The sequence below is a fragment of the Marinitoga okinawensis genome, assembly GCF_055387075.1.
This window is the reverse complement of sequence record NZ_AP042422.1, coordinates 1,658,153-1,680,424: the sequence shown is the minus strand read 5'-3', so window position 1 is coordinate 1,680,424 and position 22,272 is coordinate 1,658,153. Positions and strand designations below refer to the sequence as shown.

22 protein-coding genes, 2 tRNA genes and 1 pseudogene are annotated in these 22,272 nt (G+C 28.4%); 11 read left to right on the top strand and 14 right to left on the bottom strand.

What is annotated here, in order from left to right:
• The first annotated feature begins 7 nt into the window (after positions 1-7).
• A tRNA-Ser gene (locus tag ACZ5CK_RS08245) sits at positions 8-96 on the top strand.
• Between the two features lie 35 nt (positions 97-131).
• Here the strand turns inward: ACZ5CK_RS08245 and lepB are convergent.
• The 9 genes from lepB to ACZ5CK_RS08200 form a co-directional block, all read right to left on the bottom strand.
• A complete protein-coding gene (gene lepB, locus ACZ5CK_RS08240; protein ID WP_464581341.1) occupies positions 132-1,067 on the bottom strand; it encodes a signal peptidase I in 936 nt (311 codons plus the stop codon).
• A gap of 6 nt (positions 1,068-1,073) precedes the next feature.
• On the bottom strand, positions 1,074-1,421 hold the full coding sequence (rplS, locus tag ACZ5CK_RS08235; protein ID WP_280997746.1) for a 50S ribosomal protein L19: 348 nt from the start codon (positions 1,419-1,421) through the stop codon (positions 1,074-1,076).
• A 32-nt stretch (positions 1,422-1,453) separates the two neighbouring features.
• Positions 1,454-2,017, bottom strand: a complete 564-nt coding sequence (locus ACZ5CK_RS08230) for an RNA methyltransferase (RefSeq protein ID WP_464581340.1) — start codon at positions 2,015-2,017, stop codon at positions 1,454-1,456.
• Positions 2,007-2,753 carry a tRNA (guanosine(37)-N1)-methyltransferase TrmD gene (gene trmD, locus ACZ5CK_RS08225; RefSeq protein WP_464582982.1) on the bottom strand — a complete coding sequence of 249 codons (747 nt, stop codon included), beginning with the start codon at positions 2,751-2,753 and terminating at the stop codon, positions 2,007-2,009. Before trmD ends, ACZ5CK_RS08230 begins: the two co-directional genes overlap by 11 nt.
• Complete coding sequence (gene rimM, locus ACZ5CK_RS08220; RefSeq protein WP_464581339.1) at positions 2,743-3,309, bottom strand: ribosome maturation factor RimM; 567 nt, start codon at positions 3,307-3,309, stop codon at positions 2,743-2,745. The genes trmD and rimM overlap by 11 nt, the downstream gene beginning before the upstream one ends.
• A 4-nt stretch (positions 3,310-3,313) precedes the next feature.
• Positions 3,314-3,544, bottom strand: coding sequence for a KH domain-containing protein (locus tag ACZ5CK_RS08215; RefSeq protein WP_464581338.1), 231 nt, complete (start codon positions 3,542-3,544; stop codon positions 3,314-3,316).
• A 17-nt stretch (positions 3,545-3,561) separates the two neighbouring features.
• Positions 3,562-3,837, bottom strand: coding sequence for a 30S ribosomal protein S16 (gene rpsP, locus ACZ5CK_RS08210; RefSeq protein ID WP_464581337.1), 276 nt, complete (start codon positions 3,835-3,837; stop codon positions 3,562-3,564).
• 49 nt (positions 3,838-3,886) lie between these two features.
• The gene (ffh, locus tag ACZ5CK_RS08205) at positions 3,887-5,215 is read right to left on the bottom strand and encodes a signal recognition particle protein (protein ID WP_464581336.1); all 1,329 of its coding nucleotides are present in this window, start codon (positions 5,213-5,215) and stop codon (positions 3,887-3,889) included.
• 460 nt (positions 5,216-5,675) lie between these two features.
• On the bottom strand, positions 5,676-6,824 hold the full coding sequence (locus ACZ5CK_RS08200; protein ID WP_464581335.1) for a CD0519/CD1768 family membrane protein: 1,149 nt from the start codon (positions 6,822-6,824) through the stop codon (positions 5,676-5,678).
• 191 nt (positions 6,825-7,015) lie between these two features.
• On the opposite strand from ACZ5CK_RS08200, the gene ACZ5CK_RS08195 reads away from it, so the two are divergent.
• The 8 genes from ACZ5CK_RS08195 (at position 7,016) to ACZ5CK_RS08160 (ending at position 15,417) form a co-directional block, all read left to right on the top strand.
• A tRNA-Ser gene (locus ACZ5CK_RS08195) sits at positions 7,016-7,106 on the top strand.
• A 30-nt stretch (positions 7,107-7,136) separates the two neighbouring features.
• A complete protein-coding gene (locus ACZ5CK_RS08190) occupies positions 7,137-9,167 on the top strand; it encodes an alpha-amylase family glycosyl hydrolase (protein WP_464581334.1) in 2,031 nt (676 codons plus the stop codon).
• Between the two features lie 195 nt (positions 9,168-9,362).
• The gene (thrC, locus tag ACZ5CK_RS08185) at positions 9,363-10,580 is read left to right on the top strand and encodes a threonine synthase (RefSeq protein WP_464581333.1); all 1,218 of its coding nucleotides are present in this window, start codon (positions 9,363-9,365) and stop codon (positions 10,578-10,580) included.
• Entirely contained in the window at positions 10,570-11,037 is a 468-nt protein-coding gene (locus ACZ5CK_RS08180) for a (2Fe-2S)-binding protein (protein WP_464581332.1), read from the top strand. Before thrC ends, ACZ5CK_RS08180 begins: the two co-directional genes overlap by 11 nt.
• A complete protein-coding gene (locus ACZ5CK_RS08175; protein WP_464581331.1) occupies positions 11,034-11,864 on the top strand; it encodes an FAD binding domain-containing protein in 831 nt (276 codons plus the stop codon). Before ACZ5CK_RS08180 ends, ACZ5CK_RS08175 begins: the two co-directional genes overlap by 4 nt.
• Before the next feature lie 21 nt (positions 11,865-11,885).
• Positions 11,886-12,668 (top strand): FAD binding domain-containing protein, encoded by a 783-nt coding sequence (locus ACZ5CK_RS08170; protein WP_464581330.1) that lies wholly within the window; start codon positions 11,886-11,888, stop codon positions 12,666-12,668.
• Complete coding sequence (locus ACZ5CK_RS08165; RefSeq protein ID WP_464581329.1) at positions 12,665-13,123, top strand: (2Fe-2S)-binding protein; 459 nt, start codon at positions 12,665-12,667, stop codon at positions 13,121-13,123. Before ACZ5CK_RS08170 ends, ACZ5CK_RS08165 begins: the two co-directional genes overlap by 4 nt.
• Entirely contained in the window at positions 13,120-15,417 is a 2,298-nt protein-coding gene (locus ACZ5CK_RS08160) for a xanthine dehydrogenase family protein molybdopterin-binding subunit (protein ID WP_464581328.1), read from the top strand. The genes ACZ5CK_RS08165 and ACZ5CK_RS08160 overlap by 4 nt, the downstream gene beginning before the upstream one ends.
• Positions 15,418-15,627: 210 nt before the next feature.
• Here the strand turns inward: ACZ5CK_RS08160 and ACZ5CK_RS08155 are convergent, their stop codons facing one another.
• Genes ACZ5CK_RS08155 through ACZ5CK_RS08140 form a run of 4 tightly spaced genes read right to left on the bottom strand, consistent with a single transcriptional unit; the run spans position 15,628 to position 18,675 of the window.
• On the bottom strand, positions 15,628-16,065 hold the full coding sequence (locus ACZ5CK_RS08155; protein ID WP_464581327.1) for a nucleoside-triphosphatase: 438 nt from the start codon (positions 16,063-16,065) through the stop codon (positions 15,628-15,630).
• Positions 16,066-16,078: 13 nt separating this feature from the next.
• On the bottom strand, positions 16,079-16,822 hold the full coding sequence (locus ACZ5CK_RS08150; RefSeq protein ID WP_464581326.1) for an undecaprenyl-diphosphate phosphatase: 744 nt from the start codon (positions 16,820-16,822) through the stop codon (positions 16,079-16,081).
• Positions 16,823-16,842: 20 nt separating this feature from the next.
• Positions 16,843-17,619 (bottom strand): DUF368 domain-containing protein, encoded by a 777-nt coding sequence (locus ACZ5CK_RS08145; protein ID WP_464581325.1) that lies wholly within the window; start codon positions 17,617-17,619, stop codon positions 16,843-16,845.
• A 21-nt stretch (positions 17,620-17,640) separates the two neighbouring features.
• Positions 17,641-18,675: a metallophosphoesterase family protein gene (locus ACZ5CK_RS08140; protein WP_464581324.1), complete on the bottom strand. Its 1,035-nt coding sequence runs from the start codon at positions 18,673-18,675 to the stop codon at positions 17,641-17,643.
• 125 nt (positions 18,676-18,800) lie between these two features.
• On the opposite strand from ACZ5CK_RS08140, the gene ACZ5CK_RS08135 reads away from it, so the two are divergent.
• Positions 18,801-20,390 carry a DNA-binding protein gene (locus ACZ5CK_RS08135; protein ID WP_464581323.1) on the top strand — a complete coding sequence of 530 codons (1,590 nt, stop codon included), beginning with the start codon at positions 18,801-18,803 and terminating at the stop codon, positions 20,388-20,390.
• 148 nt (positions 20,391-20,538) lie between these two features.
• Entirely contained in the window at positions 20,539-21,672 is a 1,134-nt protein-coding gene (locus ACZ5CK_RS08130) for a hypothetical protein (RefSeq protein WP_464581322.1), read from the top strand.
• Positions 21,673-21,855: 183 nt separating this feature from the next.
• On the opposite strand, the pseudogene ACZ5CK_RS08125 reads toward ACZ5CK_RS08130, so the two are convergent.
• Positions 21,856-22,194 (bottom strand): annotated as a pseudogene (locus ACZ5CK_RS08125) (IS1634 family transposase); the annotation flags it as partial.
• Positions 22,195-22,272 lie beyond the last annotated feature (78 nt).

Sequence of the window (22,272 nt, the reverse complement as noted above, 5' to 3'; positions counted from 1 at the left end):
ACTCCTCGGAGACGTAGCCTAATTGGCTAAGGCGTCGGTCTTGAAAACCGATGGGGTTAACGCCCCGTGTGGGTTCGAGTCCCACCGTCTCCGCCAAATTTAAACCGCCCGATTTAAGGGCGGTTTTTGGTTTATTTTACTGAGCCAAATCTATTATAAGGCCATATTCTTAAAAAAGGACGTCCAATAATATTCTTTTCTGGAACTATTCCAAAATACCTGCTGTCAAAACTTTCTGTAGTGTTATCTCCCATAAAGAAATAAAAACCTTTAGGAAGAACAACTTTTACTCTACCATTTTTTTCTATAAATACTTTATTTAAATCCAAATTTGATAAATACTTTTTGTAATATTTAGTATAATCTAAGGTGTTGTTATAATATCTAAATGCTCCTAAATCAAACATTGGTTTTCTAATTTCTGTATATGTTCTATAAATGTCACTGCTATATTTTTCAGGATAAGCCATAAATTTATAATAATTTTTTGAGGCAAAAATACCATCGATATAATAATATCTATCTTCAAATCCTTTTGGAATTTTTCCGTTTACATATAATTGAGCAACGGAATTCTTTACGCTTGATGGTAATTTATCAATACTTCCATAATTCTCAATAATTTTTTGTAACCAATATGGAGTTTTGAAATTGGGATCATTTTCAATTCTATCCCAAATTTTAGAATCTGGTATAAGTTCTATAGTATCTCCAGGCGTTCCCACTAATCGTTTTACATATTTTACATGACCATCAAATTCTTTTGGAGCAAATAAATCCATAAATTTATCAAAAGCACCTAATTGTTTTTGAGCGGTTTTGTCAACAAATGGGGTCCAAAATACAATAATATCACCAATTTTTGGTTTTGTATAGTCATAAGTAACTTTTTCAATAAACAAACGGTCCAACACCTGTATGGTAGGTACCATAGAAGGTGTTGGAACCATCATTGTTTCAAAAACAAATAATCTTATTATGGTACCAAAAATAACAGCATATACTAGGGCATTGATCCATTCATATGTTTCTTTTTTTATTTTATTTTTTAGATTATTATTAGGCAAAAAGGATCAGTCCCTTCTCTCCTTAATTTTAATTTTACCTCTTACATTTCTTAAGTAATAAAGTTTAGCTCTTCTTACTTTACCTTTTCTTACAACTTGTATTTTTTCTATTGATGGAGAGTGTACTGGGAATATTCTTTCTACACCAATACCATTAGCTCCAATCCTTCTAACAGTAAAGGTTTTTCCTAATCCTCCACCTCTTATTTTTATAACAATACCTTCATAAGCTTGAACTCTTTCTCTTCCACCTTCAACAACTTTTACATAAACCCTTACAGTATCACCAGGTCTGAATTCTGGAATATCTTCTCTCATGTACTCTTTTTCAATGGCTCTGATATATTGATCCATGTTAAACCCTCCTTGAGAATATTTTTAATTTATTAATTTTCACCAAAAAGTCTGTCTAAAGAAATTGCTACAGCTGCTCTAACTGATAAATGGTTAAATTGTGCTTTTCCTCTTATAGGTTCTAACTCGTAATCACATATTAATCTGATTTCTTCTGGCATACCCCAACCAGTCCCAAATAAAATTAGATGTGGTTCTTCATTCTCAGTGATTATTTTACTAATTTCTTTAAAACTTTTAGTTCTTTCTCTTATTTTTGCAGATGTAAAGATTAACTTTGGCTTTTTACCTTCTATTTTTTCAATGTCTTCAATAACATCTTCTAAATATGGTTTTAACTTTGCAATAGATAAAGCATCATGTCTATTAGGATTATATTCTTTTCCAAACCCTTCATTCCAATACTTTAAAACATTTTTAACGATTTGTTGTTGGGCAGGGAGATTAGTTACAATATAATAGTTTTTAATATTATACGTTCTAGAAGATCTGGATATATCATGTATATCTAAATTTGTAATAGCTGTAGAAATTATTTGTCCTTCTCTTCCTAAAATAGGATAATGTATTAAAGCTAGATAAACATTATTTCTCATTTAAAATCAGCTCCCTGATTATATTAACAATGACTTTTTTTTCGAATTCATCCAAATCATGTTTAATAAACAGATCAGGACGTTTTAAAATTGTTCTTAAAATACTTTCTTTTTTTCTATATTCTTCAATTTTTTTATGATTTCCACTTAGTAATACCTTTGGGACATCCATTCCTCTATAACTTCTTGGCTTTGTAAAATGAGGATAATCAAGTAATTGATTATAAAAAGAATCATTTTTAACGCTTTCAATATCTCCAACCACACCAGGGATAAATCTACTTATGGCATCTATCATTAGCATAGAAGGTAATTCTCCACCAGTCACAACGAAATCGCCAATAGAAAGTTCCTCATCTACTAATGACATAACCCTTTCATCTATTCCTTCATACCTTCCACAAAAGAAGACTATATTTTCTATAGAAGCTAATCTTTCAGCATCTTTAGAGTTAAATTGTTTTCCTTGTGGTGATGGCATAATAACATATGGTTTTTTACCTTTCTTTTCTAGGTAATTATCATAAAATTCAAAAAAAGGTTCTGGTTTCATAACCATACCAGGGCCGCCACCGTAAGCATATAAGTCTGTAACTTTATGTTTGTCTTTAGTGTAGTTCCTGAGATTATGAGCATTAAAAGAGATAATATTATTTTTTATTGCCTTTGATATGACCCCGTATTTTACTATAGCATCGAACATTTCAGGAAAAATAGTTACAACATCAATCTCTATCTTCGGTATTATCATTGTACCATTCCAATCGTTTTATTACTAACTCATTTTCATCTTTGTTAAAACGAACAATATTATTTTTTATTAATGGATATAATAGCTCATCTTTTGTATATTTATTAATCTCTTTTTCAATTATTAGGACTTCATTAGCTCCGGTTTCTAAGATATCAACGATTTTTCCTACAAAGGTTCCGTCATCATAATATACATCTTTTTCCAATAATTGAAAATAGTAAAATTCGTTGTTATTAAGTTCTGGTAAAGCTTCTTTACTAATATATAAAATAAAATCCTTATATCTTTGTGCTGAAGAAATATTTTCGACGCCAATAAAACTTATAATATAAAATTTATTAGCTTTTCTTATTGAATTAATTTTAGCATATAAAAATCTTTTTGTTTTAGGATTATATAATAATACATCTTGTAAAGAATCAAATACACTTTGTTCATTAGTATATGGAGTTAACTTAAGTTCTCCATTTAAACCATGTGTATTAGAAATTTTTCCAATAGCTATTCTATCCTTCAAGAGGTCGTCTAACCTCTTCATTCTATCACCTAATTACCTTTAATAAAAATTTAGTATTTTCGTCTTTCTTTGCAGCTGTTAGTAATGTGTTTATTGATTTTATAGTTCTTCCGTCTTTACCAATAATTTGACCAACGTCTTGAGGATCCACATGAATTTCAAAAATAATTTCATCATTATTGTCAAATTCCTCAATTTTTACAGCCTCAGGTTTTCTAACTATACCTTTAATAATATTTTCTAATAACCCTTTCATTTATATGCCTCCTGGCATTAAGCTTTCTTTTCAAATTTGATTTCATGAACTTTTTTCATTACTCCAGCTTTTGATAAAATATTCTTAGCAGTTTCAGTTGGTTGTGCTCCTTTTAAAATCCATTCTACAGCTTTTTCTACGTTAACTTGAAATGTATCGTTTTCTCTTAGTGGATCATAAAATCCTAATGATTCAATATACTTTCCACTTCTTTTTTCCCTTGAATCAACTACCACGATCCTATAAAAAGGTCTGTGTCTTCTTCCCATTCTGTTTAATCTGATTTTTACCATGTTAATAATACACCTCCTAAGAATTTTAGTTTTTTATAATAATTTTTTATTAAAATCCAAATGGCATTTTTCCGAACAATGATTTTTTGTTTTTCATTTTTCTAACTTGCTTCATCATTTTTTTCATTTGCTCATAAGATTTAATCAATTTATTGATATCCTGTAATGTTGTTCCGCTACCTTTAGCAATTCTCTGTTTTCTTGAATAATTTAAGATTCTTGGTTTTCTTCTTTCTTCTTTAGTCATTGAATTAATTATAGCTTCTATTTTCTTTAATTCTTCTTCGCCTTTACTTAAATCAACGCCTTCTGTTGGAGCTCCTGGAATCATTTCAAGTATTTTTGATAAAGGTCCCAATTTTTTAATTTGCCTAATTTGTTCTAAAAAATCGTTGAAATCGAATTTTCCTTCAAGAAACTTATTAGCTGATTCTTCTGCTTTTTCCTTATCAATTTCAGATTCAACCTTTTCAATAAGAGATAAAACATCACCCATTCCTAAAATTCTACTTGCATATCTTTCAGGATAGAATAATTCTAAATCTTCAACTTTTTCTCCAATACCAACAAATTTAATAGGTTTTTGTGTAATTTGCCTAATTGATATAATTACACCACCACGCGCATCACCATCTAATTTTGTTACAATAAATCCATCTAATTCGAGTCTATCATTAAATTCTTTAGCTGAATTAACAGCATCTTGACCTATCATGGCATCTACGACCATTAATATTTCTTCTGGTTGTGCTATTTTTTTTATTTCATCTAATTCTGCCATCATATTTTCATCAATATGTAGTCTACCAGCGGTATCGAGAATTACAATATCGTGTAGAAGTTTTTCAGCATATTCCATGGATTCTTTAACAATTTTGACAGCATTTTTTCTATCTCCAGTAAAAACTGGGACTCCGATCTGTTCTCCAAGTTGAACTAATTGGTCAATAGCAGCTGGCCTGTATGTATCAGCAGCAACTAATAAAGGAGCTTTTCCTTGTTTTTTAAAATAATTTGCTAATTTTGCAGCATGTGTAGTTTTACCGCTTCCTTGCAAACCGACTAACATAATATATCCAGGTCTTTTTGAAATATTTAATTTGGGTTTTTCATTACCGCCCATCAATTCAATAAGTTCATTTCTAACAATTCTAATAAACTCTTGATCTGGAGTTAAACTCTCCATAACCTCTTTACCTAAAGCTTTTTCCCTTACCTTATCAATAAACTCTTTTACCACTTTGTAATTAACATCAGCTTCCAATAAGGACATTTTTACTTCTCTAACAGCTTCTTTAATATTTTTTTCAGATAACTTACCCTGTCCTTTTAAATTCCTAAAGGCTTTAGATAATTTTTTCTGTATATTATCAAACATTAACACACCTCCGATGAGGAATTAAAATAAAAATAAAAAAGAAAAGCATCAGATTATAGATTTTTATTATTCTATAATCTGTGTATGTATTTCATTGATTATCGTATTTTAATGAATTAACATAAAAATACATGTTTAGTATACTATAAAAATTCTTTTTTTTCATGAATTCTATTGAACAAAATGTGAGAAGGTGGAAAATTTAAAGTTACAATTTGATTACTGTAATAGAAAGAGAAATTTAATTCATTCTCAAAGAATATTTTACATTAAGAAAGAGTATAATTAAATTGGGTGGTGAATAATACAAAAAGCCATCTCTCTGACACGAGAAAGATGGCTTCTTGAGATTTTAAGAACTATTATAAAAGCTCTCCAGGGGATTTTAGCAATGCTATTAGTATTTTTTATATTTGCTTTAATAGTTTTTGTTGTAATGAAAGTTATTGAAAGCAAGCATTCAGAAAAAAAGAATATATAATAAATGAGTTATAAATCCAGCAATAATACCAGCAATTGTGTGAGAAAGTATAGCTTTGCTTGCTAATTTTCTTGCCTTTAGAGAATCCATCATAGCAATATGAGTAGACAAATAACCACTCCATGTCATTCCAATTGCAGTTAAAACAGCAATATCATTAGGAGTGATAGAATTGGTTTCTATAAATTTAGGGATTAAGGCTAATGCAGCACCAGTTGACCCCAAAGAGGTTAATGGAAATGCGATTAACTTTGGAGATTTAAAACCAAAGAGAAAATTTAATACAAAATCCAATTTATTTCCAATCCATTGTAATACAGGGACACCTTCATACGGAAGACCTTGATAGCCAATGGATGGGTCTTTTGGACCATTTGTAAACATCATAACTATCGTACTTATAATTAATACACCAGGTATAATGGATAATCCTAAATCAACACCTGTTTTACCTCCTTCAAGCAAAGCATCAATAAGCCTTGAAAGAGCACTGCCTTTTGTGGAATTCCAATATTCTACATCTTCTGTATGAGCAATATATTTAACCTCACTATAAAATTTTTTTGTATAAAAAGAAAATATTCTTACACTAATAATACTTCCAATTATTGCCCCAAAATTTCCTAAAAATACTGGCCAAAGTAGGTTTTCCTTCATGGCAGAAGATTGTGCTATCATAAATGTTGTTACAATTAAACCCATTCCAAATGAAGTTCCTAAATTACATAATAAAGGAATTTGCCATTTTTCAAAGTATTTTGTGAATTGTTTGTCTTGGGCTAGAGATAAAATAGCGGGATTATCAGATAAATAAGTTGTCAATATACCTAATGCTGCCGCGCCAGGTAGATTATATAAAGGTTTCATTAATTTTGATAAAATTTTATTTAATAAAAAAACAACACCAAATTCAGATAGAACGTTACCAAAAGCACTGGTTAAAACTGCAACAGCCATAATGAAAAATACGGTATTTAAAAGTAAATCATGAGCCGTAGACATCAATGTTTTAAAGAAATTGCTAATGCCCATATAATTCATTACAGGTAAAAATATAATTAAAGAAAAAACAATAAACAATATAGGCTCCAATATACCAGTTTTTTTTACTGAAATTTTTTCTTCCATATTATTCCTCCAGAATATTGAAATATTAAACAAAATATATTATAATAAATATGAAAAAAATTTCAACCATTAAATTAAGTAATTTTAAGTTTTTATGATGAAATAAAGTTGGTTTAAGAACAATATGTTTTTAAATTTAATTTAAGCTTCAAAATTAAATAACTTATATATGTTAAAATGTAGTTACAAACGGAGGCGTGTTCCGAATTGGCTAAGGAGCCGGTCTCGAAAACCGGTGAGGGTTAAACCCTCGTGTGGGTTCGAGTCCCACCGCCTCCGCCATTTTTATATATTTTGGTGGGAGGGTTTTAAATGAAAAACTTGAAAAATGTATATAATTTTTTAAAGGCAAACATAGAAAAAGGAAAGATAAATTACGCCATTCCAAAGAGATGGATGCCTGATGAATATGAAGGCAATGTAAGACTAAAAGGAAGGACATTTGTTGTAAATCCTTATGAATACTTTACAAAAATTATAGAAAAAATCTTAAAAAATACAAATGAAAATGTTGAGTACTCAAAACCTTTGTCATTTTCTACAAATGAAAAAACAACTGATTGGTTGAAAAAAGCTATTATTTATAGTGCTCATGTAAGAATGACAGTTTCATATAAACATGATGCAGAAGCTCCTTTTTTTAAACCTGAGGATGATCTTGGTTACAAAGAAAGTGGTACATTTTTAAAAATGATAGCATTATTACCATATTTAAAACAATATAATGTTGATGCAGTATATCTTTTGCCAATAACTCAATCAAGTAATAAGTTTAAAAAAGGAGAAGTAGGTTCTCCATATGCAGTAAAAAGTTTTCATAACGTAGAAGAAGACTATCATGACCCGTTATTAGAAAGTTTTAATTCTAATCAAGAATTTTCTGCTTTTGTAGAAGCGGCTCATATGATGGGAATAAGAGTGATTTTAGATTTCATTCCTAGAACATCTTCAAGAGACAATAATTTGATTTTGGAACACCCGGATTGGTTCTATTGGATAGATATAAATGAATTATCTTCATATAAACCACCAAAGATTGAAAGCCTTGATTTCGAACAACCATCGAAAGAAAATTTGCCAATATTATATTCATCACTTGAGGTAAAAAAACATTTAAAGAAATTTAGATGGGCACCAAATATAACTGATCCACAAAAATGGGAAAATTTTGTGAAAAAGAATAAAGAGAATCCGGACTTTTTGGAAGAAATAGTAAAAGAATTTAAGGTAATAACTGTTCCAGGTTTTTCTGATTGGATAAATGATCCTCAACCAACATGGGATGATGTGACTTTCTTAAGGTTATTCTTAAGCCATCCAATGGAATCTGAAAAATATTTAGAAAATCCAAATGAGCAACCTCCATATGTTTTATATGATGTAGTAAAATCCAGCAATTTTCCTGGAAAAGAAAAGAATGAAAAATTGTGGGATTTAATTGCAAATATAATGCCTTATTTCCAAAAAAATTTTGGGATAGATGGTGCAAGACTCGATATGGGGCATGCGCTGCCAAAAGAGTTAGAACATAGAATAATATCAAATGCTAAGAATTATGATCCATCTTTTGGAATAATAGCTGAAGAATTATCTATGGACAATCACATTAAAGCAAAATTAAGCGGTTATGACGCTATATTAGGAAATACATGGTGGAGTGAACCAAGACATAAAGAAAGTTGGTTTATTAAAACTGTTAGAGATATAATGCCTAAATTAGAAGTTCCATCATTTGCAACTTCAGAAACACCTGACTCTCCAAGAGCTGTTATCAGAGATGGAGGAGAGTTGTTTGCAAAATTATCTGCTGTTGTTAATACATTCATGCCAAATGGTATTACAGTTATTAACTCGGGAAGTGAGATATTTGAAAAACAACCTATGAATTTAGGACTTGATTTTGAAAAACCTGAAGAAGAAAGATATAAATATTTAAAACCTACTGATCAATTCTATGGGAAGTTAGCATTCTTTGATTATTATGCTTTACATTGGGATGTAGATAAACATATGGTAAATCTTTTAAAAGCTTTAGGAAAAATAAAGAAAGATCATATAGAATTAGTATCAAAAATTAGTAATTATAGGTATACAGAGCATATGGAAAAAGTATTTTCTATGTTTTATTGGGATGGTAATAGGGGATTGTTAATTCCAGTTAATTTGAATTTCGAAAAAGCAGTTAATTTTGGATTTGATTTAGGATATCATACATGGAGAGGAAATCATAAAATAAGTTTATTGCTCGAAAATTATAGAAGATGTGATTTTAAATGGGATGAAGGAGCATGGTTAAATATAAATCTAAATCCTGGAGAAACTAAAATATATCTTGTGGAATAGCAAAAGTGAGGCTTTGAAGCCTCACTTTTATTTTTATTTTTATTATTGATATTACAAAAAAAGCAATTAAGAAGGAATAATTGAATATCATTGATTATATTTAGATGCAAATAGCTTTAAGTAAGGTTTAAAATAAATATAAAATAATGTAAAATTTAATATAGATGAAAAATAAAAAAAATAGGAGGAAAAATAATGGGGAAATATAAATTAAGATGTATTAATTGTGGAAAAGTTTATGAACCTGATGAAGTTGAATATACTTGTCCTGTATGTGGGGATAGATTAGGAACATTAGAAGTGATTTATGATTATGAGGATATAAAAGTTCAAAGAGAAGAATTTTCTAAATTTGAAAATATATGGCAATTTGAGAAAATTTTACCAATCGAAAAGGGAAGTTATAGAACACATTTACATGTTGGCGGAACGCCACTGTATAATATGCCAAAAATGGCGGAAGAATTAGGAATAGAAAAATTAACGATAAAATATGATGGAACGAATCCTACAGCATCATACAAAGATAGAGCTTCAGCTATAGCTATCACTAAAGCATATGAGAAAGGTTATGATACAATATACTGTGCTTCAACAGGAAATGCAGCAAGTTCTTTGGCAGGCTTAAGTGCCCCAACTGAATTAAAAACTTATATATTTTTGCCAGCATCAGCTCCCATAGCAAAAATATCTCAATTATTCATATATGGTGCTAATGTATTACCAATAGATGGAACATATGATGAGGCTTTTGATATATCTATGGAAATTGGAAAGGAAAAAGGATGGTATTGCAGAAATTCTGCTATAAATCCTTATTTGCTTGAAGGGAAAAAAACAGGGGCATTAGAAATAGCTGTACAAAGTGATTGGGAAATCCCTGACTATGTTTTTGTGAGTGTTGGTGATGGTACAGTAATAAGCTCATTTTATAAAGGCTTTTATGATTTCTATAAGTTGGGATTAATTGATAAAATTCCTAAGATTATAGGAGTGCAAGCAGAAGGAGCAGCAGCTGTTAAAAGAGTTTTTGACAAAGGAGAACCCTTTTTACCTGATGATATAGAAACAAATACAATTGCAGATAGTATTAGTGTTGGAAAACCAAGAGACGTTGTAAAAGCATGTAAATACGTCAAAAAAAGTGGAGGATATTTTATATCAGTATCAGATGAAGAAATATTATCAGCAATACAGGAATTAGCGATTAAATCGGGGATTTTTGCAGAGCCAGCTGGGGCTACATCATATGCTGGATTAAAGAAAATTGCGAATACATTGGGAAAAAATGCAAAAGTGTCAATAGTTGTTACAGGTAATGGTTTAAAGGATGTAAAAGCTATAGAAAAATTTGTAAATCTCAAAAAAATAAAGCCAGATGAAGTTAGAGAGGTGTTGAAGAATGAAAATTAGTTTTAAATTAAATGGTAAAGATGTAAGTGTTGATGTTGCTGAATACAAAAGAGCTTTGGATTTTTTAAGAGATGATATGAGAATGACTTCTGTAAAAGAAGGATGTGGTGAGGGAGAATGTGGAGCTTGCACAATAATATTAAATGGTAAAAATGTAAATTCATGTATGGTTTTAGCAGTTGAATTAGATGGGCAAGAAGTTTGGACGTTGGAAGGATTAAATGAAAAAGGAGATACCATAATACAAGATTCATATGTTGAAAAAGGAGCAATACAATGTGGATTTTGTACTCCCGGATTTATAATGTCAACTAAAGTATTATTAGATAATAATCCAAATCCAAGTGAAGAAGATATAAAAAATGGATTAGAAGGTAATTTGTGTAGATGTACTGGTTATACTAAAATAATGGAAGCAGTAAAGTTAGCAGCAGAAAAACGAGGTGAGAAAAAATGAAATTTAAATATTACAAACCTCATACAATAGATGAATTAAGTGAAATAAAGAAAAATGAAAATGTAATGTTATTATCAGGTGGAACAGATTTGATGGTAAAAATGAGAGCAAAAGTTATAAAACCAAGTATAGTTATTGATACAAAAGGATTAGAAAAGAAAGAATTAATATTTGAAAATGATAAGGTAATAATACCAATAAATACAACTTATACAGAATTAATAAATAATTATGAATTTAATAAAAAATTTCCTATGGTAGTAGAGGTAATGAAAAAAATAGGGTCACCGCAAATTAGAAATAGAGCAACTCCTATAGGAAATATTGCAAATGCTTCACCAGCTGGTGATTTTCTGCTAACAACATATTTGTTTCATGGTTATGCAGATATAAAACCTTCAAATAAAAAAATAAAAATATCAAACTTAGTTACTGGACCGGGAAAATTAAGGTTAAAACCAGAGGAATTTATATATTCTATAGAATTAAGAGAAAGACCAGATTATGAGTATTATTATGAAAAAGTAGGAAAAAGGAATGCAATGAATATCTCTATTATTAGCTTGGGAGTACTATTAAAAAAGGAAAATAACATCATTAAAGATATAAAGATAGCATATGGTTCTGTAGGTCCAACAGTAATTAGATTCGAAGATTTAGAAGATGAAATGAAAGGAAAAGAATTTTCAAAAGAATTATTTGAAGAAATATCAGAGAAGTATATGCAAAGAATTAATCCAATAACAGATGTAAGAGCAACTGCTAAATACAGAAAGAAAATGGTAAAAAATCTATTAATGAAAGCTTATATTAAATTTTCTAAATAAAATTAGGGAAGGGTGATAAGGGTGATAGAAATTAAAGATTATTGTAGGCCTAAAAGTGTTGAAGAAGCCTATGATAAGTTGGTAAATGTTGAAGGTGCTGAGGTTATAGGTAGTGGTGCTTTTATGCGATTATCCTCAAGAAAGATAAATTTAGCAATTGATTTACAAGATACGGGATTAAATTATGTAAAATTAGAAGATGGAGAAATAAAGATTGGAAGTGCAACTCCATTAGGAAGTGTTGAAAAAAATGAAATTATAAAAGAAGTATTTGACGGAAAACTAATTGAGGTTTTTAAAGCAATATGGTCAGTTCAATTGAGGAACATAGCAACTATTGGTGGAACTATATTTCCAAAATTAGGTTTTTCAGATTTGATCACTGCATTATTAGCATTAAATACAGATGTTGTTTTATTTAATAGTGGAAGAATGCCATTAGAAGTATTTTTAGAAGAAAAAATCAGAAAAGATATTTTAACTGAAATTATAATAAAAAAAGAAAACAGGAAATTATCTTTTCAATATATGAGAAACTCTTTTTATGATTTTTCAATATTAAATGTTGCAGCTTCAGTTGATGAAAATGAAGATTTTAGAATTGCGATTGGAGCTAGGCCTGGAATTGCAAAATTGACCAAAAAAGCTATGGAATATATGAAAAATAATAAAGATATTGATAAAGTTTCAGAGATGGCGGCAGATGAGGTAGAATATGGTTCTAATATTAAAGGTTCAAAAGAATATAGAAAAATGATTGCACCAGTAATGGTTAGAAGAGCGTTAGAGGAGGTTTTAAAATGAAAATAACATTAATAATAAATAAAGAAAAAAGAGAAGTGGATATAGAACCTTCAGAATTTTTATTAGATGTTTTAAGAAAACTTGATTATATGAGTGTAAAAAAAGGTTGTGATACTGGAACATGTGGAGTATGTACAGTATTAATGGATGGAAAGCCTGTATTATCCTGTTCTGTCTTAGCTGCTTCAGCAGATGGACACGAAATAACAACAGTTGAAGGATTAAAAGACGATCCTGAATATAAAGCTATATCTGAAGCTTTATTAAGCGAAGGTGCAGATCAATGTGGATTTTGTAGCCCGGGTTTAATTTTAAATGTTTATTCTATGAAAAAAGAATTAAAAAATCCAACAGAAGAAGATATAAGAAAGTATTTAGTTGGAAATTTATGTAGATGTACAGGATATATTCCACAAATGAGGGCAATAAAAAAGTATTTTGAGGTGAAAGCATGAAAGAAGTAAAAAGTTCTATTAAAAAAGTTGATGGGTATGGTTTAGTAAGTGGTCAACCAGTATATGCTGATGATTTAGCACCTAAAAATTCATTAATAGTTAAAATATTGAGATCACCTCATGCATTTGCACGAATAAAAAATATAAATACAGAAAAAGCTAAGGCTTTAGAAGGTGTGGAGTGTGTATTAACTTATAAAGATGTTCCAAGAAATATTTTCACAAGAGCAGGGCAAGGCTATCCTGAACCTTCACCATATGATAAATATATATTAGATGAATATGTTAGATATGTGGGAGATGAAGTAGCTGTAGTAGCTGCTAAAGACGAGTTCACAGCAGAGAAAGCACTTAAATTGTTAGAAGTTGAATATGAAGTTTTAGAACCAGTTTTAGATTTTGAAAAAAGTAAGGGATCAAAATCAGTAATTCATCCAGAAAAAGATTATAAAAGTGAAAGTTTTGTAAGTTCAGATCCGAAAAATAATATAGCTGCAACATATGAAATGAGCATAGGAGATATAGAAAAAGAAATAGAAAATTCAGATATTGTAGTAAAAGATAGATTTTATACACAAGCACAAGCGCATGTTGCGATGGAACCTCATGCAGCATATTCATATATAGATATGCAAGGAAGATTAGTTGTAGTTACCTCAACGCAAGTTCCATTTCATGTAAGAAGAATTCTTTCTAGAGCATTAGGTATGCCTATAAAAAATATAAGAGTTGTAAAACCACGTGTTGGGGGAGGTTTTGGTGGAAAGCAGGGAATACACGGAGAACCATATGTAGCTTTAGTTACCTTAAAAACAGGTAAACCCGCAAAAGTCTATTATACAAGAAAAGAAGTTTTTGAATCTACATATACAAGACATCCAATGAGATTTGATATAACAATAGGAGCAAATAAAGATGGGAAAATAAATGTAATTGATGTAAGAGGTCTTTCAGACACAGGTGCATATGGAGAACATGCATTAACTACATTTATGGTTGCAGGTTCAAAAGTATTACCAATGTATAATAAAGTAAAAGCTGTTAGATTTGGCGGAGATGTAGTATATACTAATCATCCTCCAGCTGGTGCATACCGAGGATATGGAGCAATACAGGCAAATTTTGCAATTGAATCTGCTATGGATATATTAGCTGAAAAATTGAATATAGATCCTGTAAAATTAAGAGAGATAAATATGATTAGAGAAAATGAAACATCTCCTATCTTCAAGATTATGGGTGAAGGTAGAGAAGGTGTTGATATGATAGTTAGAAGTTGTAAATTAGATGAGTGCGTAGAAAAAGGTGCACAAAAAATAGATTGGGAGAATAAATTTAAAGCTAAAAAAGAAGGTAAAAAAGCTAAAGGTGTTGGGATGGCAATAGCTATGCAAGGTTCTGGTATTGCTAAAATAGATATGGGAGCAGCAACATTAAAATTAAACGAAGATGGATCATTTAATTTATTAATAGGTGCTACAGATATTGGTACTGGTAGTGATACGATATTATCGCAAATAGCAGCTGAAGTATTAAATGTTCCTACAGAAAATATAATTCCATATTCGTCTGATACAGATGTAACTCCGTTTGATGTTGGAGCATATGCATCCTCTACAACATATGTATCAGGAAATGCAGTAAGAATAGCAGCAGAAAATATGAAAAAAGAAATAATAAAAGCTGGAGCAGAATATTTTGAAGTTCCAGTAGAAGAAGTTGAATTTGATGGAAAAGAAATAAAAACCAAGGATAATAAAATTACTTTACCTAAACTAGCAGAAATTTTATATTATAATGAAAATCAAAAGCAATTAAGTGCAACAGGATCATATGTTGGTGAAGAGTCTCCACCACCATTTATGGCAGGATATGCAGAAGTAGAGGTGGATACAGAAACAGGTAAAGTAGATTTGTTAAATTATGTAGCGGTTGTTGATTGTGGAACACCAATTAATCCAAATCTTGCTAAAGTTCAAGTTGAGGGTGGACTTGCTCAAGGAGTAGGTATGGCAATGTATGAAGAAGTTATATATGATAAAAATGGAAGATTATTAACTAATAATTTGATGAATTATAAAATACCATCACGAGCAGATATTAAAAATCTTGATGTAGAATTAGTTGATAGTTACGAACCAACTGGTCCATTTGGTGCAAAAAGTGTAGGGGAAATTGGAATAGATACACCTCCAGCTGCAATTGCAAACGCTATTTATAATGCTGTTGGAGTTAGAATAAAGGATTTACCAATAACACCAGAAAAAGTACTAAAAGCATTAAAAAATAAATAAATTAAAGACAAACGAGGCCATATTGGTCTCGTTGATTTTTTGAGAAATATAAGGCATATAGTAACTAAAAATATAAATTTAAACCAATTCTGTAACATTAAATTAATATATCTAAGATATAATAATTCTGAAATCCCCATCCCCCGATTCCATATAGATATATGGCATCATAAAAGCTCCGGAGAAATCTGGAGCTTTTATTTTATCAAATTATAATTCTAATGTATTTCTATTTTCTTCATTAATTTCAATGACCTTTAAAGAAGATAAAAAGGGATATCTTTCTTGAAAAAATAATCTAACGACACCTATAAAATTTTTAGATTCATTAATAATTCTTTTTAATTCTTCTAAAAAAAGTGGATGTTTCTCTTCTAAATATCCGATTTCATCGATAACAAAAAACTCTGGAATTTTAATCTTTTTTAATTCTTCAACAAGAGAATCAAAACCTTCCTTATTTATTTGCATACCGTAGTCAGATCTTTTTCCGATAATATATTTTTTGTTGGAATCTAATAACCACGCATAAACGTTTTCACCAATTTTTTTGGTGAAAATGCCATTTTTTATATCATATTTTTTTATGGCTTTTTTTAATATTGTAGATTTACCAACACCCATTTTTCCTGTTAAAAGTATTTTCATTATAATTTTTCCCCTAAGCTATAAAAGTTAATATAGCAGCTATTATAGTATAATATCCAAAATATTTTAATTTTCCATTTATAACAGTCTTTTTTAATATAAACAAACCTAAAACTCCGAAAATAAATGTGAATATTCCAGAGTAGATAACAGGTGCAGTAAAGTTAACCTTATGTATTTCAAGCATTCCAGCTCCAAAAGTTACTGGTAAACTCATTAAAAATGAATATTTTAATGCAGCTTCTTTTTTAGTATTTAATAATAATGCACCAAATAATGTAAAACCACTTCTTGAAATTCCAGGGAAAATAGAAGCGGCCTGAAATAATCCTATTATTATTGCATCAATATATGTAATATCCATTAATTCTTTTTTTCCATTAAATCTATCTGATAGAATCATTGCTATTGAAGTGAATAAGAAAAATACACCAACTAATTTTAATGATGAAAAAGCTTCACTAATTTGATTTTCAAACATTAATCCAATAAAAGCTGCAGGGATAGAAGATACAATAATTTTTAGTGCTAAATTCCATGCATCTTTTTTACCAGTAAACATTCCTTTTAAAATAAACCATACTTCTTTATACACAAACAATAAAACAGCAAAAAATGTCATTAAATGAAGAAAAGCAAAGAACGATACATTTGGATCAAAATTAATTAGTTTAGAAAATAAAGCTAGATGCCCTGAACTGGAAACTGGTAAAAATTCTGTTAAACCTTGAATAATGCCTAATAAAATTTCCTGCATACCACACCTCTTTCTTTATATTATTCTTTTAATATTTTCTCAAGATATCTTGATAAGAAAATTCCAATTAGAAAAAATACATAAGTTAACCATTTGGAAGTTATAGGAAAAATAATAATAGTTCCAGCAATAGTTAAGCCTATTAAAAAAGCAATAACCTGTTCATGAAATTTTTCTATAAGTTTTTCCAACAATTTTATTATTAAAACAAGACCAAGTAAAACACCAATTCCTACAGGTATGATGATTTTCATATTCATATTAGAAATAGCATCTATTACAGGTTTGTAAATCCCCATAATCAATAGCATAGAAGAACCGCTAATTCCAGGTAATACCATTGTTGCAGCACCTACTAATCCTCCTAGTATTAAATACCAAAAAGAAATGTTTCCGTTTGATGATTCTAATGTTTCGGCGAATTTCAAAAGAAAAAAAGTAATTATAAAAGAAATAGTGATTACTGAAAAATTACTCTTCTTTTTAAAGTCTATTTGATTTAATAAATATAGTAATCCTCCAATAATTAAGCCAGTAAATATACCATAAGAATATTCTGGGTATTTTTCAAATATAAATGAAAGAATTTTAGATAATAAAATTATAGATGTACCCATTCCAGCGATTAAAAATAAAATAATGCTTAAAGACTCTTTCTTCCATTTAAAAGAAACAAAGTTTGATGCAGCCTTTAGTATAATTTCATATCTTCCAGAAATTGCAGCAATAGTTCCACCGCTGATTCCAGGTAAGAGGTTAGCTATTCCCATTATTAATCCCAGAAAAAAGTCTTTCACTTATACACCTCCATTTTAAAATTATTTGCGTTTAAAAATTTTTTTGAACAAATAAAAATGTTTTGTACCATAAGATTTAAAATAAAATGCTATAAGAGTTATAGTAGATATAAATAATAATATAGTCCAGAAATTAATGACAATTGTAGAGTATAAGTATATCCATAAAAATGCACCTATTCTATCAATGAAATTAAAATCTGGAGAATCCAATTTAATTAATTCATATGAAACATTATCATCATTTACATGGATTTTAATATAATGATAAAAATCATGTTCAGGATTTTTACCTACTAATTCTGCACCAGCACCACCAGTAACAGTATAAGGAACATTATCCCATTTTCCTACATAATAACCATGAATGTGTCCAAAAAACACTTGAGTTATATTATAATTATTCAGAAGATCTAACAATTCTTTAGCGTTGGATAAATTTTTTAATGAATGTCCTGGTTGATGATTAATATTATTTCGAGGGTCATATATAGGAACATGCATAAAAACGAAAGTATATTTATAATTTTTAGATTTTTCCAGTTCACCTTTTAACCAGTGCATTTGCCAAGGATCTATTTCTTTTTCATTTGAATCATTTAACATAATAAAATAAGAATTTTTTAAATGGAATGAATAATATAATGGTCCAAATATTTCTAAGTATCTACCTACTCCATCATCAGCGATATCGTGATTGCCAACCACAGGTAACATAGGTTTATTTAATTTTTTTATTTGTTTTAATAAGAAGTCATATTTTATAGGATTGCCATCAAAAACCATATCACCAGTATTTACTACAAATTTAATGGAATTATCGTTATTTATCTTTTGAATAATTTTATTAAAGGTAGATATAGAGTTTTTGTTATCTCCAAGAATAACAAAAGTGTAATCATCAGAAGTTACATTATTTTTTACTATATTTGTATTTTGAAATATTAGATTTTCATCTCTATCTTTTATAAATGGGTATGAAACTTTAAAAATTGAAATGATTCCTATTATAATAATAAATAGTATAAATATTTTTTGTTTATCTAAATTAAACACAATATTTTCCCCCTCAAAAATTTTTAGTCAATATATTATAACATGAAAAATATAAAAGTAAAATGAATTAAATTTTATGATATAATGTTATGTTAAATTATACCAATTTTTAGGAGGGATTTAAGATGAAAAAAAGTGTTCTCGTATTAATTACTTTATTTATGATTGTTATAGCATTTTCATCTAATAAGGTTATTAGCATCTCAGATGCAAGACAGTTAAAAGATTTGCAAACAGTAACTGTTAGAGGAATAGTCACCGTTGAGCCTGGGCCATATGATGTTAACATAATCATAATTCAAGATAAAACAGGGGGGATAAACCTATACTTTAGAGGTGGACAATTTGAAAATGTTAATAGAGGAGATTTAGTAGAGGCAAGAGGATATATTTGGACACATAGAAATAATACAGAATTAGTTTTAGAAAGTGATAATAAATCCCATTATTATAAAATAATATCGAGAAATAATCCTTTACCAAATCCTATAAAAATAAAAACTAAAGACATAAATAAAGAACAATATGAAGGTATGCTATTAGAGACTGAGGGTAAAATAGTAAAAATAGACAAATACGATGTGAGAAAAATCTTTATAGATGATGGAAGTGGAGAAGGAATGGTATTTATTCGTGAAAATACAGGAATAAATCCAGCATTATTTAAAACAGGAATAAACATGAAAGTTATAGGGGTTTTAGGTCAATATATGTCAGCATATGAACTTTGGCCAAGAGATATGAAAGATATAATTGTGGATGATGTATTTCCTCCAGAAGTGGAAACATATGCAATAAAAGATAATTCAATTTATATAGAATTTAATGAACCATTAAATGAAAAAAGTATTATAGCTAATAAGTCTATTAGAATACTAAAAGGCAACATAAAAAATGTAGAATTATTGAGAAATAATACAATTATAAAAATTGATTTAGAAACAATACCAGAAAATTTCAAATTAGTATTAAGAGCTATTTCTGATAAAAAAGGAAATAAAACAGGTATGAAAATTATTCCAATGAATAAAGAGAAGGACAGTTATAGTAATAAAGTATTATTTGATAATTATCATGGACAAACTGCTGGAAATGCTGATTGGGTAATAAATGGAGCATATTCGGATTTTGCTGATGCTGTTAGAGATTTAAGTTTGAATGTTGATGAAATAAAGGAAAACTTAGATAAAAATATACTTCAGATGTATAAAATATTAGTTATTCCAGAGCCTAATAAACCATTTAAGGAAGAAGAAATATCTGCAATATTAAATTTTGTTAAAAATGGCGGATCATTATTTATAATTGCAGATCATGGTGGCTCTGATAGGAATGGAAATGGCTGGGATTCGCCGAGAATATTCAATACTTTTGTTGAAAACTTTGGGTTTAAATTTGTTGGAGATGATTTAGAAGAAGCACCTTTGAAATATGTATATGATCATGAAATTACACAGGGGATTAAAAATATAGGGGTTTGGAATGGATCATCTATAAAGATATTAAAGGATAATGTAAAAGTTTTAATTGCTAATTCTGAAAATAAGCCTTATATGGTAGTGACTAATTATGGAAAAGGAAAAGTGGTTGCAATTGGAGATAGCTCTCCATTTGATGATGGAACTGGAGATACCAGTGATTTATTACATAATGGTTGGCAATGGGGTGATGATGCACAGCTTGCAATAAATACAATTAAATATTTAATGAAATAATATATACTCCTGGAAGTTCCCAGGAGTATATATTATATATAAAATTTATTTTAACTATTTTGTAATTTGTAAAAACTTAATTGTTAACAATCGTTATCTATAATTAAAGTATATTGTGATTTTTATAATTAATAACGGGGGTGATAGGATGAAGAAGTTACTTATTATTTTATTATTGTTGCCTGTGTTTGTTTATGCGTCTATTACTGTTAATTTAAGTCAAACAAAAATTGGTATGATGCAGACATTATTTAAGCCAATAGTATTATATCAAAAGCCGTTGGAAATTTTAGTATATCCAAATCTTGAAAAGATTCAATTTGGTAAAATTTACATTGGTAATAGCTATTTTAATCTAATTACAGGTATAAAGAATAATAAAAGAGTTATTATTGTAGATTCTAATAATAATAAAAATTTGACAGATGATTATACAGATAACTATATATTTGAAAGTATGGATAATAAAATATATGATTTTACAACAATTAATTATAACTTTGAAGGCCAAAATTATGAATATACTATTGTATTAGAATATTTTTTAGATAAATTTGGATATTATGGAATAACAAGAAAAGAAGGTTATATTAATATTAATAAGAGAAAATATAGAATGTTTATCGCAGACACAAATTCAGATGGAATATATGATTTAGAAAATATAGTATTAGGTATAGATTTAAATTCAGATAACAAATACGAAAGTAATGAAATATTTAAAAAGTATATTAATATAAATGGAGAAAACTATGAAATAGCAGAAGTTTCAGAAAATGGAGAAAAAGTTGTTTTAGATAAAACAAGTGAAAATATAATTGGCAATGTTGGTTATGAATTTCCTGAAAATATAAATTTTGCAGATAAAAAAATAGAAATAAAAAATAATAAAAAGTGGGAAATAATACTATTTGTACCATTGAATAAAGAATATAATAAGATATTTAGATATTTAAATGATAATGTTTCTGATAAATTAGAAGTTAAAATTTTACTCTTAGTAAATAAAGAAGAAAAAGATAATATAAAAGAAATTATTGAAAAAGAATATTCTAATTTAGAAGTTACTTTAATTAAAGGAATAAATGAATATGAAATTATCCAAGAAAAAATGAAGTTATTTTACCCTCATACAATAATTATATTAAATCCTGATAATAAAATAATATATAAAACTAAAGCGGAAATTTTTGAAAAAGAACCAATATGGAAAATACAAATGCCAACCTTAGAAGAAGAATTTAATACTTTAAAAATTTTTATAGAAAATATAATTTATTAAAATTTATTAATAAAGTGTCTGATTTTGATTAAAGATCAGGCACTTTATTTTCCTGAGTTTGACACTACTTTTGTAACTCAAATTCTCAAAAAGAGAAATAATAAGAAAAACAGCGATTGTTAACTTTTTGTAAAAAGAGAAATTAGCCACACACCTCCCTCTTTTTAGCTATTCATGCGTATTTTAGAAGTATTTTTCTTTAAATTCATCTAAATCCATCATTTTTTTAGGTTTTTCTATTTCTAATATTTTTAATATTGATTTTTGAAATTCATTTAAATTGGCTCTTAATGCAAATAATTTGTCTTTTAATCTTACTTCTGAATATTCCATATTTTTAATAGTCTCTCTAATTTTTTCATGTGAATAATCAATGTTATTTTTTTCTAGTTCTAATTCTAATGTTCTTTGCATTATGTAAGATATGAAACTCATTACTATATGACCTTTTATTCTTTTAGGAGTCCAATGAAATATAGGTCTTGTTTCTAGATAATTTTTTAATGTTCTAAATGTTTCGAGACCATAAAAAATTTTGTGTAAATAAAAAGTAGAAAAAATAGGTAACCCTCTTCTTGGTATGGTAAAATAAAACCAAGA

Excerpts from the sequence above, each read along its gene's own strand:
- rplS (WP_280997746.1), bottom strand. The coding sequence starts at position 1,421 with ATGGATCAATATATCAGAGCCATTGAAAAAGAGTACATGAGAGAAGAT.
- ACZ5CK_RS08230 (WP_464581340.1), bottom strand. The coding sequence starts at position 2,017 with ATGAGAAATAATGTTTATCTAGCTTTAATACATTATCCTATTTTAGGA.
- rimM (WP_464581339.1), bottom strand. The coding sequence starts at position 3,309 with ATGAAGAGGTTAGACGACCTCTTGAAGGATAGAATAGCTATTGGAAAA.
- ACZ5CK_RS08215 (WP_464581338.1), bottom strand. The coding sequence starts at position 3,544 with ATGAAAGGGTTATTAGAAAATATTATTAAAGGTATAGTTAGAAAACCT.
- rpsP (WP_464581337.1), bottom strand. The coding sequence starts at position 3,837 with ATGGTAAAAATCAGATTAAACAGAATGGGAAGAAGACACAGACCTTTT.
- ffh (WP_464581336.1), bottom strand. The coding sequence starts at position 5,215 with ATGTTTGATAATATACAGAAAAAATTATCTAAAGCCTTTAGGAATTTA.
- ACZ5CK_RS08200 (WP_464581335.1), bottom strand. The coding sequence starts at position 6,824 with ATGGAAGAAAAAATTTCAGTAAAAAAAACTGGTATATTGGAGCCTATA.
- ACZ5CK_RS08190 (WP_464581334.1), top strand. The coding sequence starts at position 7,137 with ATGAAAAACTTGAAAAATGTATATAATTTTTTAAAGGCAAACATAGAA.
- thrC (WP_464581333.1), top strand. The coding sequence starts at position 9,363 with ATGGGGAAATATAAATTAAGATGTATTAATTGTGGAAAAGTTTATGAA.
- ACZ5CK_RS08180 (WP_464581332.1), top strand. The coding sequence starts at position 10,570 with ATGAAAATTAGTTTTAAATTAAATGGTAAAGATGTAAGTGTTGATGTT.
- ACZ5CK_RS08175 (WP_464581331.1), top strand. The coding sequence starts at position 11,034 with ATGAAATTTAAATATTACAAACCTCATACAATAGATGAATTAAGTGAA.
- ACZ5CK_RS08165 (WP_464581329.1), top strand. The coding sequence starts at position 12,665 with ATGAAAATAACATTAATAATAAATAAAGAAAAAAGAGAAGTGGATATA.
- ACZ5CK_RS08160 (WP_464581328.1), top strand. The coding sequence starts at position 13,120 with ATGAAAGAAGTAAAAAGTTCTATTAAAAAAGTTGATGGGTATGGTTTA.
- ACZ5CK_RS08155 (WP_464581327.1), bottom strand. The coding sequence starts at position 16,065 with ATGAAAATACTTTTAACAGGAAAAATGGGTGTTGGTAAATCTACAATA.
- ACZ5CK_RS08150 (WP_464581326.1), bottom strand. The coding sequence starts at position 16,822 with ATGCAGGAAATTTTATTAGGCATTATTCAAGGTTTAACAGAATTTTTA.
- ACZ5CK_RS08135 (WP_464581323.1), top strand. The coding sequence starts at position 18,801 with ATGAAAAAAAGTGTTCTCGTATTAATTACTTTATTTATGATTGTTATA.
- ACZ5CK_RS08130 (WP_464581322.1), top strand. The coding sequence starts at position 20,539 with ATGAAGAAGTTACTTATTATTTTATTATTGTTGCCTGTGTTTGTTTAT.